The sequence below is a fragment of the Microbacterium sp. Leaf436 genome, assembly GCF_001424715.1.
GTDB lineage: Bacteria > Actinomycetota > Actinomycetes > Actinomycetales > Microbacteriaceae > Microbacterium.
This window is the reverse complement of the sequence record NZ_LMRB01000004.1, coordinates 472,574-486,570: the sequence shown is the minus strand read 5'-3', so window position 1 is coordinate 486,570 and position 13,997 is coordinate 472,574. Positions and strand designations below refer to the sequence as shown.

Below are 13,997 nucleotides of genomic sequence, written 5' to 3'. Positions count from 1 at the left end.
TCGCGCGAGTGGGGAGGGAGGGATGCCATGACCGCCACCGCCCTCCGCCCTCGTACGCGGCTCGCGTTGCCCGCCGCTTTCGCAGGCGTCGCCGCCCTCGTCGTGCTCTCGCTGTTCGTCGGCGTCTACGACATCGCCGGCGACGGCTTCGGCGCCGAGATGTTCCTCATCTCGCGCGTGCCCCGCACCCTCGCGCTCGTGCTCGCCGGCTGCGCGATGGCCGTGTCCGGCCTCATCATGCAGCTGCTCACGCAGAACCGCTTCGTCGAACCGTCGACCACGGGCACCTCCGAGTGGGCCGCGCTGGGGCTGCTGGTCACGGTGCTCGTCGCCCCGGCCGCGCCCCTTCCGGTGCGCATGGTCGTGGCATCCCTCGCCGCCTTCGTCGGGACGATGGTCTTCATCGGCATCCTGCAGCGCATCTCGCTGCGCTCCTCGCTCGTGGTGCCGCTCATCGGGATCATGCTCGGCGCCGTCGTCTCGGCGTTCACCACCTACCTCGCCGTCTCGACGAACTCGCTGCAGATGCTCGGCACGTGGTTCATGGGCAGCTTCACCTCGATCGTCCGCGGACGCTACGAAGTGCTGTGGATCGTCGCGCTCATCGTCGTGCTCGTGTTTCTCTACGCCGACCGCATCACCGTCGCCGGTCTCGGCCGCGACCTCGCGACCTCGGTGGGCCTCGACCACACCCGCGTCCTGCTCGTCGGCACCGCCCTCGTCGCCGTCGCCACGGGAGTGACGACCGTGGTCGTGGGCTTCCTCCCCTTCCTCGGGCTCGTCGTTCCCAACCTCGTGTCGATGTGGCGCGGCGACAACGCCCGCGCGAACCTTCCCTGGGTGTGCCTCGGGGGAGTCGCGGTCGTCGTCGTCTGCGACATCGTCGGCCGCGTCGTACGGATGCCGTTCGAGGTGCCCGTCTCGATGATCCTCGGCGTGGTCGGCTCTGCGGTGTTCATCACCCTGCTGTTGAGGATGCGTGCCCGTGGCTGAGATCCTGACCCGCCCCGCGCCCGCCCGTGCGGCCCGCCGTCGGCGGATCGGCCTGCGTTTCGGCATCCTGGCCCTCATCGTGATCGTGGCCGCCGTCGGCGTGCTCACGTGGAACGTGCCGGGCGTGCCCGGCTCGCGGGGGTTCTGGATCGCGGTGAACCTGCGCGTGGTGAGCGTCGCCACGATCGCCCTCGTCGCCTGTTGCCAGGCGGTGGCGACCGTGCTGTTCCACACCGCCACCGCCAACCGCATCCTGACGCCGTCGATCATGGGTTTCGACGCCCTGTACGTCGTGATGCAGACGGCGTTGGTGTTCTTCTTCGGCAGTGCCGCCCTGTCGGCGACCGACGGGCTGCTCAAGGTCGTCGTGCAGAGCGTGCTCATGGTGGGCTTCGCGACGCTCCTGTACGGCTGGTTGTTCGCGGGGCGCCGCGGCAACCTGCACATCATGCTGCTCGTCGGCGTCGTGCTGGGGGTCGGCTTCGGCTCGCTCTCGACCGTCATGCAACGACTGCTCACCCCCAGCGATTTCGACATCCTCTCGGCCCGACTCTTCGGCAACCTCTCGAACTCGGATGCCGAGTACCTCCCGTGGGGAGCCCTGGTCGTCGCCGTGGTGCTCGCTCTCGTCTGGCGGGCCCGTCACCGACTCGATGTGCTGGCGCTGGGACGCGACACCTCGCTCAATCTCGGACTGGCCTACCGTCGCGAGGTGATCGGGATGCTGGTCCTGGTCGCGGTGCTCATCTCGGTCTCGACGACGATGGTGGGACCCATGACGTTCTTCGGCTTCATCGTCGCCACCCTGGCGTACCAACTCGCCGGCAGCTCGCAGCACCGGGTCGTGCTGCCCTTCGCCGTGCTCCTCGGCATGGCGGCGCTGCTCGGCGGGTACTTCGTGCTGCGCCACGTGTTCTACGCCGCGGGCATGCTCTCGATCATCATCGAGTTCGTCGGTGGCGTGTTCTTCCTGGTCTACCTGCTGCGAAAGGGCAGTCTCTGATGCTCTCCTGCTCACCGGGGCGGTACGTCTCGTGATCTCCCTCACCGACGTCACCATGACCTACGGCGACCTGACCGTCCTGGGTCCGGTGACCCTCGACATCCCCGCCGGGGGAATCACGGCCCTCGTCGGCCCGAACGGTGCGGGCAAATCGACCCTGCTGACGATCGTGGGGCGCCTGGCGACCGCCACGAGCGGCCGCGCCACCATCGCGGGCAACGACGTCACCACCACGCCGGGTCGTGCCCTGGCGAAGATCGTGTCGATCCTGCGGCAGGAGAATCACTTCGTCACCCGCCTGACCGTGCGCGAGCTCGTGGGTTTCGGCCGCTTCCCGCACTCGCAGGGGCGCCTCACCGCCGAGGACCACGTGAAGATCGACGAGGCCATCGCGTTCCTCGATCTCACCGAGCTGTCGGGCCGCTACCTCGACCAGCTCTCGGGCGGGCAACGGCAACGCGCCTACGTCGCGATGGTGCTCGCCCAGGACACCGACTACATCCTGCTCGACGAGCCGCTCAACAACCTCGACATGAAGCACGCCGTGGCGATGATGGGTCAGCTCCGCCGCGCGGTCGACGAACTGGGCAAGACCATCGTCATCGTCGTCCACGACATCAACTTCGCCGCGGCCTACGCCGATCGCATCGTCGCGCTCGCCGACGGGCAGGTCGTGCACGTCGGGACCCCCGACGAACTCATGACCCCGACGACGCTCGAGCAGGTGTTCGGCACCCCCGTCGACGTGCGCCGAGACGGACCCTATCCGCTGGCGGTCTACTACCGATGACCTGCACGCACCGCCGCCGCTCCGGCATGCGGAGACGGGAATCCCCGCGCGGGGGCGTCTTACAGCTGGATGCCGTTGTCGGGATCGTTGACGCCGACGTTGCGCCCTCGGCTGGATTCGTAGGCGATGAGCCACCCCACCGACACCGCCGCGGCGATGACGACACCGAGCCACACGTTCTGCCACACGAGTCCGAACAGGATGCCGAGACCCAGCAGCAGCAGGGTGCCGAGGATCCAGTACGTGCGTCCGCGCGGCCAGCCGGTCCCTGTCTGCATCATGCGCCCAGCCTAGGCGGCCGCGCGCGTCCGCGCCGGTCGTCGCCCACCCGTCCCCGAGAGAACGAGGAAGCCCGATGACCACACGCGTGAAGCCCGAGAAGAGCGAGCTGCTCACCCTGCACGTCCTGCGCCGGCAGCGGCTGTCGCCGTCGTTCGCCCGCGTCACCCTGGGCGGCGACGATCTCGCGCGCTTCGTGCCCCTCGGTCGCGACCAGTGGTTCCGCCTCTTCCTCCCGGTCGCCGAAGGCACCCTGACCCGCCTCCCGCAGCGCCTCGACTCGTTCGCGTACCTGCGGTACCTCGCGATCGCGAAAACGGAACGCCCGGTTCTGCGCAACTACACCGTCGCCGACTTCCGCCCGGCGGGGGAGCAGCCGGCGCAGCTCGACGTCGACTTCGTCCTGCACGGATCCGCCGCCGAGGGGACGGCGGGTCCGGCAGCAACGTGGGCCGAGACGTGCGCCCCGGGAGACGCCGTCGCCATCCTCGACGAGGGGGTGCTGTTCACCCCGCCCGCCGATCTCGCCGGCCCGATCGCCCTCGTCGGCGACGAGACCGCGCTGCCGGCGCTCGCCGGCATTCTGGCGTCGCTCGATCCCGCCGCGACGGGGACGGCCGTCGTGGAGGTTCCGGATGCCGGCGATGTGCGAACACTCGCCGCCCCGGACGGCGTCGACGTGCGGTGGGTCGTGCGCGCCGATCCGCACGCGACGCCGGGAGCGGCCGCGCGCGACGCGGCGACCGAGGCGGCGCCGGGTGATGGACTCCCGGCCTACGCGTGGGTGGCGGGCGAGCAGTCGCTGGTCAGCGCGATGCGTCGGCACTGGGTGCGGGCGGGCGTCGACAAACGGGCGATCTCGTTCACCGGCTACTGGCGTGCTCCGCGCGGACACTGACCCGGGGGATCGACGGCGACCGCCACCTCCCTGCGCCGCGCGCGGGCGGACGCCGCGGGTGCGCCCTCAGCGATCGCGGTGATCCTCGGGGTGCAGCCGCGGGCCGCGACGCGGTTCGAGGCCCGACCCGGCGTAGATCAACCGGATGACACGCTGACGGTGACCGGCGAACGGTTCGAGCAACTCGAGCATGCCGTCGTCGTCGGTGCGATGGCCGGTCAGGGCGAAACCCACCTGGTGGGCGAGATGGTAGTCGCCCACGCTCACGGCATCCGGATCTCCGAACGCGCGGATGCGCGTTTCGGCGCTCGTCCAGATGCCGACGCCGCGCAGGCTGATGAAGACGCGGTCGCGGGCCTCGCCGTCGACCGCGGCGCTCGCCGCGCGCACGATCGTCGGGCCTCGACGCGCGGTCTCGACGATGGTCCGCGATTGCGGCGGCTCGAGGCCGGCCCGGTGCCAGGCCCACGACGGAACGTGGCGCCATCCCTCGATGTCGGGGGGAGCGAACAGGGGCCGCGGAGGGGGACCCGGTGCGCGCTCGCCGTACCAGGTGACGATGCTGCGCCAGGCCGAGAAGGCCTGCATGCTCGTGACCTTCTGCTCCATGATGGCGCTGACCAGGGCGTCGAACACCAGGTCGGTGCGGCCGATGCGCAGGTCGGGGTGCCGTCGGTGCCATTCGGCGACCAGGGGATGCCGGGAGGCGTCGAACCCGTCGGCTTCGTCGAGCTTTCCGCACAGCGCCGGCAGCTGGTCGATCGCCCATTCTGCGCCCGGTCCCCAGGCTGCGGCACGCACGGAACCGCCGACACTCTGTCGCAGAGCGAGGGTCGCGACACCGAGGGGGGTGCGGCTGGCCCTCCACACGATGCCTCCGTCGCGCAAGGGCGCCGTGGCGAAGAACGTGGGGTCGTTACGACCGTGCCGCTGCGCCGAGACCGCGCGACCGATGTCGACGGGGCGCGCGGGACGGTACTCCGACTCGATCGGGCGATCCGCGACGACCGGCGATTCACGCGGTGACTGCCGCGCGCGCACCCCGGTCGATCTCATGCCGACACCCTACGTCGGCCCTCCGACATCGCGGCATCCGGGCTGTGCGGGGCCGTGGGGTTCGCGGCGCCGGTCGCGGCTGGTGTTCGGCTCATCTGCATGACCGATCCATCCGCTCGCGTCCTTACACTCCCTCCCGTGCACTCCAGCCCCACCGATCATGCAGACTGACCGCGACCAGTGCGCACAGAACACCGGATGCGGCGGCGAGCGATCAGAAGCGGTCGGGCGAGGGGGTGCCGTGGCCGTAACGGATCGAGACGTCGGCGTGCCGGTCGAAGCGGTACCCGACGCCGCGGACCGTGCGCACGATGTCTTCGTAGGCGCCGAGCTTCGCACGCAGGCGCCGCACGTGCACGTCGATGGTGCGTTCGCCCGGGGCGTCGTCGTCGGTCGAGCCCTCCCACAGCGAAGCCACCAGTTCGGTGCGTTCGATCGTGCGCCCCTCGCGCAGCACGAGGTACTGCAGCAGCTCGAACTCCTTGAAGGTGAAGGCGGCCGACTCGCCGTCGATGAGCACGCGCTTGCGCGAGATGTCGACGACCACGCCGCCGGGGGCGCGGTCCTCGTCGACGGGTTCGTCCTTGGTGCGGGCGACGGCCGACGGCTCGTGCAGCGCGAGACGGACGACGTCGACGTCGCGGCCACCGGCGCCGGCCGGGGCGAGGGCCACCGTGGCGTAGGTCTCGGCGGCGGGGGCGAGCTCGCTCAGCGTGCGGCGGAGGGCCTCGACGAGGGTGCCGAGGCTGACACCGGCGGCGGCGGCCTTCTCTTCGTCGATGCCGACGTAGAGGGCGAAGCCGCGGGGGGCGGTCCCGGCGACGGGGCGCGGGGCGGCGGGTGCTTCGGCGGGGACGGAAGCCTGCGTACGGACGGCGGAAGGCTGGGTGCGGTCGAGAACGGCGGAGATCGACATGAGCGATGAAGTCCTTGGGTGGTGAACCCGTGCGTCACGATGCGGGGTTCAGCGGGAGGTGAGGGCCGAGAGGGCCGGGGTGCGGTGTCGGGGTACGCGTGATCGACGCGGATGCCAGACGACCGGGGGACGAGGTCGGCGTTCAGAAACCGAGGTCGTCCGTACGAGGGGTCGCGGTTAGCGGCACATTCGACAACACATGACAACGCGGCCGGGCATCATCATGCCGGCAGTCCTGTTCGCCTCCCGGGCGGACAGAGAACGCGCGTTGACAGTCATGGGGGGATTATGACGCACCGAGTCGGATCGCGTCAAATCGAGCGATCGCGTGTCCCGTTGCGCATCATGCGCGGTGTTCGTCGCCCACGCGCGCGCAATTCGAGCATTCTGCTGCATCGGCGCCCGGAGTCGCGAAGCGGCGTACCCTCACGGAATGGCCGACCTGCACTTCGCCGACGACAAGACCGCCTCGCGATTCACCCTTCACGACGGCGACGACCTCGTGTCGGTGCTCGACTATCGCGACGACGGGCGCACCATCGCCCTCACGCGCGCGTTCACCATTCCCACCTTCCGGGGGCATGGGTACGCCGGTGTGGTGACCGAACGCGCCGTCGACGCGATCGAGGCGGCCGGTGGCCGCCGGATCCTGCCGGTGTGCTGGTACGTGGGGGAGTGGTTCGAGGCCCATCCGGAACGCGCCGGCCTCCTGCATACCCGGCCGTCCGCCTGAGGCGACGCCTACGCAGGAGCCGCAATGCCGTCAACCCCCGCTGCGGGGGATGGTGGCGCCACGATGCTGGAGGGGTCGAAAGGGGAAGTCATGACAGACGACCGCGACCTGCCCGAGGGTGTCATCAACGCCGACCCGCCCGGTGGCTGGGAGAGTGGTGCCGTCGCCGACGGCGAGACCGCTCAGCAGAACGAGAACGCGAAGGGTTCGCCGCGCCTCAACGACGCCGAGCCCTCGGACCCGATCGAGGGGGATGCCGCCAGCCAGGGCATCGACCCCGACTTGAGCACGGAGGACTGACATGTCGGACGAGACCCGAGCCCCGCAACCTTCCGCCGGTCCCGACGGTGGCGCGTCGCCCGCCGACTCCGTGGGCGGTGCCGTGCACGAGGAGAGCAAGCGTCCCGCGCGCCCCGACGAGCAGTCGGAGCCGATGATGGACACCCACCCCACCGACGACGAGGCCCGCATCGCCGGTGTCGTGGTCCAGACCCGCGCCGACGTCGGCGGGAAGAGCGACGAGCGCGTCGCCGACGTCCTTCGTCAGCGTTTCTCCGACATCGGTCTCGATCTCGGAGACGACCGCATCCGCGCCCTCGTCGCCGAGGTCAACGGGGCCTGAGAACCGATCGACGGCGCCCCGCCCCGGTGACCCCGGGGTGGGGCGCCGTCTTCGCGGCGTCCTGGTTCTGGTGAGTCGTCACCGCAGGCAGGCGTTTGCTGCGAGCCGATGTCGGAGGTGCGACGTACCGTGTCTGCATGCGCATCCTGCACACCTCGGACTGGCACATCGGGCGATCGTTCCACGGGCACTCGACGCTCGACGCCCTGCGCGGCGTGCTCGATGCCCTCGTCGTCCAGGTCCGCGAGAACGACGTCGACGTGGTCATCGTCGCCGGCGACGTGTTCGACTCGGCCACGCCCGCAGCCGCGTGCTACCCGCTCCTGTCCCACACCCTGGCGGCGGTGGTCGACGCGGGTGCCCGCGTCGTGGTCACCAGCGGCAACCACGATTCCGCCGCCCGTCTCGGCTTCCAATCGGCGCTGTTGCGCGACGACATCACCGTCGTCACCGATCCGCTGTCGGTGGGAACGCCGGTCACCGTGCACGACGAGCACGGGCCGGTCCACATCTACGGCATCCCCTACCTCGAACCCGCCATCGTGCGTCACCTGTGGGAGGGCGTCGAGCTGCGAAGCCAGGCGCAGACGATGGCGCACGCCCTCGACCTCGTGCGCGACGATCTGGCCGAACGCGGCGGCCGCTCCGTCGTCGCGGCGCACTGCTTCGCCGCGGGAGTGGAGGCCACCCCCGGCGTCGAGCGCGAGATCCGTCAGGGCGGCCTCGACGTCGTTCCCCTCTCGGCCTTCGACGGGCCCGACTATGTCGCGCTCGGGCACATCCACGGCCGGCAGCAGCTTTCCGATCGCGTGCGGTACGCGGGAGCACCGGTGCACTACAGCTTCGGCGAGGCGGGCAAACCGCGTGGTTCGTGGCTGGTCGAGCTCGACGGCGACGGTCTCGCCGACGTGCGGTGGCTCGACCTGCCCGTTCCGCGCCCCCTCGTCACCCTGCGTGCCTCCCTCGACGACCTCCTCTCCGACGAACGTTTCAACGGCCACGACGAGCACTGGGTGCGCGCCGAGTACACCGACGCGACTCCTCAGCCCGATCCCATGCGACGGCTGCAGGCACGATTCCCGTGGTGCGCCACCGTCGCGCACGTTCCGGCCGAGACCCGGGCCGACGACGGCGTCGGTTACGCGAGACGCGTGCGGGCGGCCCGCGACGACGCCGAGGTCATCGACGCGTTCCTCGCTCACGTGCGCGAGGGCGAGGGCGCCACCGAGGCCGAGCGATCCCTCATCCGCGAGGTCCTCGACACCCGGGCGGTCTCCGAGGCACGCGCATGAAGCTCCACCGGCTCGAACTCGAGGGTTTCGGCCCGTTCCTCGACACGCAGGCGGTCGACTTCGACGCCTTCGCCGACGACGGCATCTTCCTCATCACGGGGCGCACGGGGGCGGGCAAGTCGAGCGTGCTCGACGGCGTCTGCTACGCCCTGTACGGGGGAGTGCCCCGCTACGACGGAGCGGAACGGCGCCTGCGCAGCGACCACTGCACCCCCGACGACCCGACCCGCGTCACGCTCGAGTTCAGCGCCGACGGCGGGAGATGGCGCATCACCCGCTCGCCCGAGTTCGAGCGGCCCAAGCGCCGTGGCGGCGGCACCACGAAAGAGCCGCACCGCGCCCTCCTCGAGGTGCAGACCCCGCAGGGGTGGACCGGGGTCGCGGCGCGCCCCGTCGACGTGGCGACCCGCCTCGACGAGATCGTGGGGCTGAGTCAGCAGCAGTTCCTCCAGGTCATCCTGCTGGCGCAGAACCGCTTCGCGCGGTTCCTCCTGGCCAAGAACGACGAGCGACTGACGCTGCTACGCACCCTGTTCGGTACGCGTTCGTTCGAGCAATACACCGCAGATCTCGACGAACGTCGCAAGCGCGCCCAGGTGCGCCTCGCCGCCGAGGGGATCGAGGTCTCGACCCTCCTCGACGAGGCCGAGCGTCTGACGGCGGAACTCGACGGCGGTGCCCCCGACTCCGAGGTCACGTCGTCGTCCGGCGATTCCCCGGCGTCCGACGACGCCCCCCGCGCCGTCGCCGACAGGCTGGCGTTCGTCGTCCGCGCCGTCGAGAGGGCCGCCTACCTCGTCGATACCCTCGCCCGAGATCGAGAGTCGGCCGATGCGGGTTTCGATGCGGCTCTCACGGCGGAACGCGAGGCCGCGACGCTGCACGAGCGTCAGCGCGACCGCGTGCGCGTGCGCCGGGAGCTCGCCACCCTCGAGGCGCAGAATGACGCGGTCGAGCGCGCGCGCGACGAAGCGGCCGCGGCGGCCGCGGCCGAGGCGCTCCGGGCGACGGTCGACGCTGCGGAGCGGGCCGCGACCGCGGTGACCGCCGCAGAGAAGCGTCACGGGACAGCCCTCGACCGTGCGCGCGCCGTGGGGGAAGGCGACGCCGGAACCGACGACGCCCTCGCCGCACGAGACGATGAGCTGACCGCACTGCTCGCCCAGGCCGAGGCCGCGCGTGTCGCCGAGCAGCAACTGGTCGACGCCGACGCCGCGGTCGCGCAGGCCACCGCGCGCGTGCAGACGCTCGAGCGGGAGCGCGACGCCCTCGTCGACGGTCGCCGCGAGGTGCCCGATCTGCTCCAGACGCTCGACGAGCGCCTCACCGCCCTCCAGGGCGCCCCCGACCGGCGACAGGCCGCGCTGGCAGCTCGCGACGAGGCTCGACGTCGGCTGGATGCCGCCCACCAGGCGGCGCGACTGCTCGAGCAGCGCGACCAGGCCGACCTCTCCTCTCTCGTCCGCGCCGACGATCTGCAGCGTGCGGTCGACGCGTGGACGACGCTGCTGCGGCGTCGCCTGGCGGGCGCCGCCGCAGAACTCGCCCACGAGCTCGTCGACGGAGAACCGTGCTCCGTCTGCGGCTCCCGAGAGCACCCGGCCCCCGCCGTGGGTGGCGACGCCTCGGTGACCGACGAGCAGATCGCCGCCGCCGAAGATCGCAAGAACGCCGCGGTCGACGCCGACCGGCTCGCCTCCGACGCCGCCCGGATCGCCCGCGACGACCACGCTCTCGCTGCCGCTCGGGCGGGAGGAGACAGCGTCGCGACCCTGACCGACCGCCTCGCCGCGGCCGAGACCGCGCTCGCGAGCGCTCTCGCCGACGTCGCCGACCTCGAGCAGCTTCAAGCGGAGCGTGCGCGTGCCGTCGAGATCGACGTCGCCATCGCGGCGCGGATCGAGAGCCTGACGGCCGACCTCGCCACGGCGCGGCAGGATGCCGCCCTCGCGCAGCAGCGGGGCGACGCGCTGCGCGACGACGTGCGTCGGGCGCGCGGCGACTTCGCGACCGTCACCGCGCGACAGAACGACCTGCAGTCGCATCGGACGGCGGTGCGCGACCTGCTGACCACGCGCGCCGACGTGGCCGCCGCGCGGGCCGCGCACCTCGACGCCCGGACGACCCTCGACGACCTCGTGGCCGACACCTCGTTCGACGACGTCGACGCGGTCGTCGTCGCCCTGCGGCCGGCGGCCGAGCGCCGACGTCTCGACGCGATCGTCACGGAGCACGCGACGGCGATCGCCTCCGCCCGGCAGCGCCTGCTCGACCTGGAGCTGGCGCTCGTCGACGCGAGCGACGAGCCGCTCGATCTCGCGCCGTTCACGGCCGCCGTGCGGCAGGCGCGCGAGACCGTGCAGCAGGCCGCCGCCGCGCACGCCGAGGCGCGGACTCTCGCTGACCGTCTGCGAGGCCTCGCCCAGCGGGCCGATGCCGGCCACTCCGCCATCGCGGAGCTGGCCGAAGAGCACGCGGTCGTCGCCCGTCTGGCGGACACCCTCGCCGGACGCGCGCCCAACACCCGCCGCATGACGCTCGAGACCTTCGTGCTGGCCGCCGAGCTCGAAGAGATCGTCGTGGCCGCCAACCTGCGTCTCGAGCAGATGTCGTCGGGCCGCTACCGACTCCAGCACACCGACGCGCTCGCGGCCCGCGGGGCCGCCAGCGGGCTCGGGCTCGAGATCATGGACGCCTTCACCGGCCAGTGCCGTCCGCCGCACTCGCTCTCGGGCGGTGAGACCTTCCTGACGTCGCTCGCCCTGGCCCTCGGACTCGCGGAGGTGGTCACGGCCCGGGCGGGGGGCATCCGGCTCGACACCCTCTTCATCGACGAAGGCTTCGGCTCGCTCGACGACGACACCCTCGATCTCGCCATGCGCACCCTCGACGAGCTGCGGCAAGGCGGCCGCACCGTGGGCGTCATCAGTCACGTGGCGTCGATGAGAGACCAGCTGCCCGCGCAGCTGCAGGTGACCGCGACACCGAGGGGACCGAGCGTCATCTCCCAGGATGCCGCCCTGCTCCCCGCCTAGGCTGGTCGCATGCGCAAGAGCACCCTCTGGACCATCCTCGGCGTCATCGTCGCCGTGGTCATCGCCTGGGTCGTCGTGAACATCCTCCTGTCGATCCTCGCGTTCGCGTTCCGGGTGGTCGCCGTGGCGATCGTCGCGGTGATCGTGTTCTTCATCCTGCGCGCGGTCTTCGCTCGTCGCGACATCGACTGAGCGCGCGGAACGCTCGGAGCCCCGGTCCTCGGGCGCCGGCGGCCCGCCGAGCGAGATCGTCCGCGATCACGGTGCCGGCGGGACGGTCCACGCAAGCCCGACCGTCGTGTCCGACCCCCGGAGTAGCGTGGCACGCGATGTCTGATCAGCCGCCTGCCCCCTCGGGCTCCGCCCATCCCCCCACGCGCGATATCGTCCTGTCGTCGAAGCATCGCTGGCGTGCCTATTGGGTCGCCGTGGCGGTCGCCGCGCTCACGATCCTCGACCTCACCAAGGTGAACGTCGCCCTGCCCTCGATCGAGGCGGCGTTGAACGCCGGGCCGACCGAGTTGCAGCTCGTGGTGTCGGGCTACATCCTCACCTTCGGTCTCGTGCTGGTGCCCGCCGGTCGTCTCGGAGACCTGCGCTCCCGGCGCGTGCTGTTCCTCGTCGGTCTGTCGCTGTTCCTCGTCACGAGCCTGGCGTGCGCCCTCGCACCCAACACCGGAGTGCTGCTGGTCGCGCGTCTTCTGCAGGGTGTGGCCGCCGGCATCCAGATGCCGCAGGTCCTCGGGCTGGTGCAGCAGCTGTTCCAGGGCAAAGAACGCGGTCGCGCCTTCGGGCTGTTCGGTGCCACGATCGGCATCGCCACCGCGTTCGGTCCCACGCTCGGTGGTCTGCTCATCGCCCTGGGAGGCGAGACCGACGGCTGGCGTCTGATCTTCTGGATCAACATCCCGCTGGTCGCGATCGTCATCGCCCTGGCCGCGTGGCTGCTGCCCGACACCCGCACCAAGTCGCGTCGCAAGCTCGACCTCGACCCCGTCGGCGTGCTGCTCTTCGCTCTCACGATCCTGGCCCTCATGTGGCCGTTCCTCTTCACCACGGGTGCGCCCGGCGACGATCCCCGCCGCTGGTGGCTGCTCGTGGTGTCGGTCGTCTTCGCCGCCGGCTTCGTGTTCTGGGAGCGCCGGTACGCGGATCGGGGCGGGATGCCGCTCATGCCGTTCTCGATCTTCGGTCTGTCGTCGTATCGGAACGGTGTGCTGATCTCGACCGCGTACTTCGCTGCGATCCCCGCGATGTTCCTGCTCGGCACCCTTTTCCTGCAGGGCGGGCTGGGACTCGAACCCGTGTTCGCGGGCATGGTGACGATCGGGTTCGCGGTCGCATCGGCGTGGAGCTCGTGGATCGGCGGCAATCTGGTCACGCGTCTGGGGCGCCCGCTGGTGGTGTGGGGCATCCTGGGCATGGTCGCCACGGCCGCCGGTCTCGTGCTGGTCGCGTTGTTCACCGCACCCGAGTGGACGCCGTGGGCGATGGCCGGGGTGATGGTCGTCGGCGGGTTCGCCGGCGGTCTGGTGATCTCGCCCAATCAGACCCTCACGCTCGCCGACATTCCCGTCACCAGCGGGGGTGTCGCGGGCTCGGTGGGTCAGTTGGGACAACGCATCGGCACCGCCGTGGGCACGGCCATCGCGCTCGCACTTTTCTACGCGACGGTCTATCGCGAGCAGGACACCGCCGACATGACGGTGGTCTACCACGACGCCTACGCGTCCGGCATGATCACCGTGGGCGTCTTCCTGGGTATCGCGCTGATCGTGGGCGTCGGCGACCTGGCGGGTCGGGCTCGCTCGGGGTCTCAGACCCCGTAGAGCTCGCCGATCTTCGCGCGCAGCTCGTGGCTGCAGCGCTCGACGACGACGTCCCACAGTTCGGTCGCGCCGTCTTGCGCGCGGTCCGAGACGGCCCGCAGGATGCGGATCGGCACGTCGAACTGCTGCGCGACCCAGATGAGGGCGTACGACTCCATGTCGACCAGCCGCGCTCCGAGGCTCCGGATGAGCCGAACCGCCTCGGCGTCGTCGACGAAGTGGTCGCCGGTGGCGATGACGAGCCCGTCGGCGCCGGTGTCCACCCGCGTCGGCAGTGACACGTGCTCGCCGAACGTGCCGTCGAGTCCCTTCACGTCGTGCTGGATGGCTCCGGCGATCTCGTAGATGCCTCCCTCGACGTCGTCGTCGATCGCCCCCGCCGTGCCGACGACGACGATCTCGTCGTAGTCGCCCTCGCAAAGGGCGCGTGTGAGGGCGTAGGCCGCGGGGATCTTCCCCACGCCCGTCAGCAGACGGGTGAAGCCGGGGATGTCCTCCTCGAAGGCGACGAGTTCGGACACATGGGCGGCGACGAGGAGCTTCACCCCTCC

Annotated in this window: 15 protein-coding genes; 11 read left to right on the top strand and 4 right to left on the bottom strand. The window is 71.1% G+C overall.

Annotated features, from left to right (window positions below; translation table 11 throughout):
* The first annotated feature begins 27 nt into the window (after positions 1–27).
* The 3 genes from ASG45_RS14630 to ASG45_RS14620 are packed head-to-tail and all read left to right on the top strand — an operon-like array spanning position 28 to position 2,786.
* Complete coding sequence (locus tag ASG45_RS14630) at positions 28–993, top strand: ABC transporter permease (protein ID WP_055839195.1); 966 nt, start codon at positions 28–30, stop codon at positions 991–993.
* Positions 986–1,996: an iron chelate uptake ABC transporter family permease subunit gene (locus ASG45_RS14625; RefSeq protein WP_055839591.1), complete on the top strand. Its 1,011-nt coding sequence runs from the start codon at positions 986–988 to the stop codon at positions 1,994–1,996. Before ASG45_RS14630 ends, ASG45_RS14625 begins: the two co-directional genes overlap by 8 nt.
* Before the next feature lie 31 nt (positions 1,997–2,027).
* Complete coding sequence (locus ASG45_RS14620; protein ID WP_055839192.1) at positions 2,028–2,786, top strand: iron ABC transporter ATP-binding protein; 759 nt, start codon at positions 2,028–2,030, stop codon at positions 2,784–2,786.
* A 59-nt stretch (positions 2,787–2,845) separates the two neighbouring features.
* Here ASG45_RS14620 and ASG45_RS14615 read toward each other — a convergent pair whose 3' ends face one another.
* Positions 2,846–3,067, bottom strand: coding sequence for a hypothetical protein (locus ASG45_RS14615; RefSeq protein ID WP_055839190.1), 222 nt, complete (start codon positions 3,065–3,067; stop codon positions 2,846–2,848).
* A gap of 74 nt (positions 3,068–3,141) precedes the next feature.
* On the opposite strand from ASG45_RS14615, the gene ASG45_RS14610 reads away from it, so the two are divergent.
* On the top strand, positions 3,142–3,963 hold the full coding sequence (locus tag ASG45_RS14610) for a siderophore-interacting protein (RefSeq protein WP_055839187.1): 822 nt from the start codon (positions 3,142–3,144) through the stop codon (positions 3,961–3,963).
* A gap of 66 nt (positions 3,964–4,029) precedes the next feature.
* Here the strand turns inward: ASG45_RS14610 and ASG45_RS14605 are convergent, their stop codons facing one another.
* Complete coding sequence (locus ASG45_RS14605; RefSeq protein ID WP_055839185.1) at positions 4,030–5,019, bottom strand: DNA-3-methyladenine glycosylase family protein; 990 nt, start codon at positions 5,017–5,019, stop codon at positions 4,030–4,032.
* A gap of 214 nt (positions 5,020–5,233) precedes the next feature.
* Positions 5,234–5,935 carry a winged helix-turn-helix domain-containing protein gene (locus tag ASG45_RS14600; protein ID WP_055839183.1) on the bottom strand — a complete coding sequence of 234 codons (702 nt, stop codon included), beginning with the start codon at positions 5,933–5,935 and terminating at the stop codon, positions 5,234–5,236.
* A gap of 433 nt (positions 5,936–6,368) precedes the next feature.
* Here ASG45_RS14600 and ASG45_RS14595 point away from each other — a divergent pair, with 433 nt between their 5' ends.
* The 7 genes from ASG45_RS14595 to ASG45_RS14565 all read left to right on the top strand — a co-directional run bounded on the left by ASG45_RS14595 (position 6,369) and on the right by ASG45_RS14565 (position 13,446).
* A complete protein-coding gene (locus tag ASG45_RS14595; RefSeq protein ID WP_055839180.1) occupies positions 6,369–6,668 on the top strand; it encodes a GNAT family N-acetyltransferase in 300 nt (99 codons plus the stop codon).
* Between the two features lie 90 nt (positions 6,669–6,758).
* Positions 6,759–6,968, top strand: coding sequence for a hypothetical protein (locus tag ASG45_RS14590; protein ID WP_055839177.1), 210 nt, complete (start codon positions 6,759–6,761; stop codon positions 6,966–6,968).
* A 1-nt stretch (position 6,969) separates the two neighbouring features.
* The gene (locus ASG45_RS14585) at positions 6,970–7,290 is read left to right on the top strand and encodes a hypothetical protein (protein WP_055839174.1); all 321 of its coding nucleotides are present in this window, start codon (positions 6,970–6,972) and stop codon (positions 7,288–7,290) included.
* 137 nt (positions 7,291–7,427) lie between these two features.
* Positions 7,428–8,582: an exonuclease SbcCD subunit D gene (locus tag ASG45_RS14580; protein ID WP_055839171.1), complete on the top strand. Its 1,155-nt coding sequence runs from the start codon at positions 7,428–7,430 to the stop codon at positions 8,580–8,582.
* Positions 8,579–11,617, top strand: coding sequence for an AAA family ATPase (locus ASG45_RS14575; protein WP_055839169.1), 3,039 nt, complete (start codon positions 8,579–8,581; stop codon positions 11,615–11,617). Before ASG45_RS14580 ends, ASG45_RS14575 begins: the two co-directional genes overlap by 4 nt.
* Positions 11,618–11,626: 9 nt before the next feature.
* On the top strand, positions 11,627–11,809 hold the full coding sequence (locus ASG45_RS14570; RefSeq protein WP_055839166.1) for a hypothetical protein: 183 nt from the start codon (positions 11,627–11,629) through the stop codon (positions 11,807–11,809).
* Positions 11,810–11,946: 137 nt separating this feature from the next.
* The gene (locus ASG45_RS14565) at positions 11,947–13,446 is read left to right on the top strand and encodes an MFS transporter (protein ID WP_235561635.1); all 1,500 of its coding nucleotides are present in this window, start codon (positions 11,947–11,949) and stop codon (positions 13,444–13,446) included.
* Here ASG45_RS14565 and ASG45_RS14560 read toward each other — a convergent pair.
* Positions 13,434–13,991 (bottom strand): phosphorylase family protein, encoded by a 558-nt coding sequence (locus ASG45_RS14560; protein WP_055839160.1) that lies wholly within the window; start codon positions 13,989–13,991, stop codon positions 13,434–13,436. The two genes, ASG45_RS14565 and ASG45_RS14560, sit on opposite strands and share 13 nt — an antisense overlap.
* Between the last annotated feature and the right edge of the window lie 6 nt (positions 13,992–13,997).

Excerpts from the sequence above, each read along its gene's own strand:
- ASG45_RS14630 (WP_055839195.1), top strand. The coding sequence starts at position 28 with ATGACCGCCACCGCCCTCCGCCCTCGTACGCGGCTCGCGTTGCCCGCC.
- ASG45_RS14615 (WP_055839190.1), bottom strand. The coding sequence starts at position 3,067 with ATGATGCAGACAGGGACCGGCTGGCCGCGCGGACGCACGTACTGGATC.
- ASG45_RS14610 (WP_055839187.1), top strand. The coding sequence starts at position 3,142 with ATGACCACACGCGTGAAGCCCGAGAAGAGCGAGCTGCTCACCCTGCAC.
- ASG45_RS14605 (WP_055839185.1), bottom strand. The coding sequence starts at position 5,019 with ATGAGATCGACCGGGGTGCGCGCGCGGCAGTCACCGCGTGAATCGCCG.
- ASG45_RS14600 (WP_055839183.1), bottom strand. The coding sequence starts at position 5,935 with ATGTCGATCTCCGCCGTTCTCGACCGCACCCAGCCTTCCGCCGTCCGT.
- ASG45_RS14595 (WP_055839180.1), top strand. The coding sequence starts at position 6,369 with ATGGCCGACCTGCACTTCGCCGACGACAAGACCGCCTCGCGATTCACC.
- ASG45_RS14590 (WP_055839177.1), top strand. The coding sequence starts at position 6,759 with ATGACAGACGACCGCGACCTGCCCGAGGGTGTCATCAACGCCGACCCG.
- ASG45_RS14585 (WP_055839174.1), top strand. The coding sequence starts at position 6,970 with ATGTCGGACGAGACCCGAGCCCCGCAACCTTCCGCCGGTCCCGACGGT.
- ASG45_RS14580 (WP_055839171.1), top strand. The coding sequence starts at position 7,428 with ATGCGCATCCTGCACACCTCGGACTGGCACATCGGGCGATCGTTCCAC.
- ASG45_RS14575 (WP_055839169.1), top strand. The coding sequence starts at position 8,579 with ATGAAGCTCCACCGGCTCGAACTCGAGGGTTTCGGCCCGTTCCTCGAC.
- ASG45_RS14570 (WP_055839166.1), top strand. The coding sequence starts at position 11,627 with ATGCGCAAGAGCACCCTCTGGACCATCCTCGGCGTCATCGTCGCCGTG.
- ASG45_RS14565 (WP_235561635.1), top strand. The coding sequence starts at position 11,947 with ATGTCTGATCAGCCGCCTGCCCCCTCGGGCTCCGCCCATCCCCCCACG.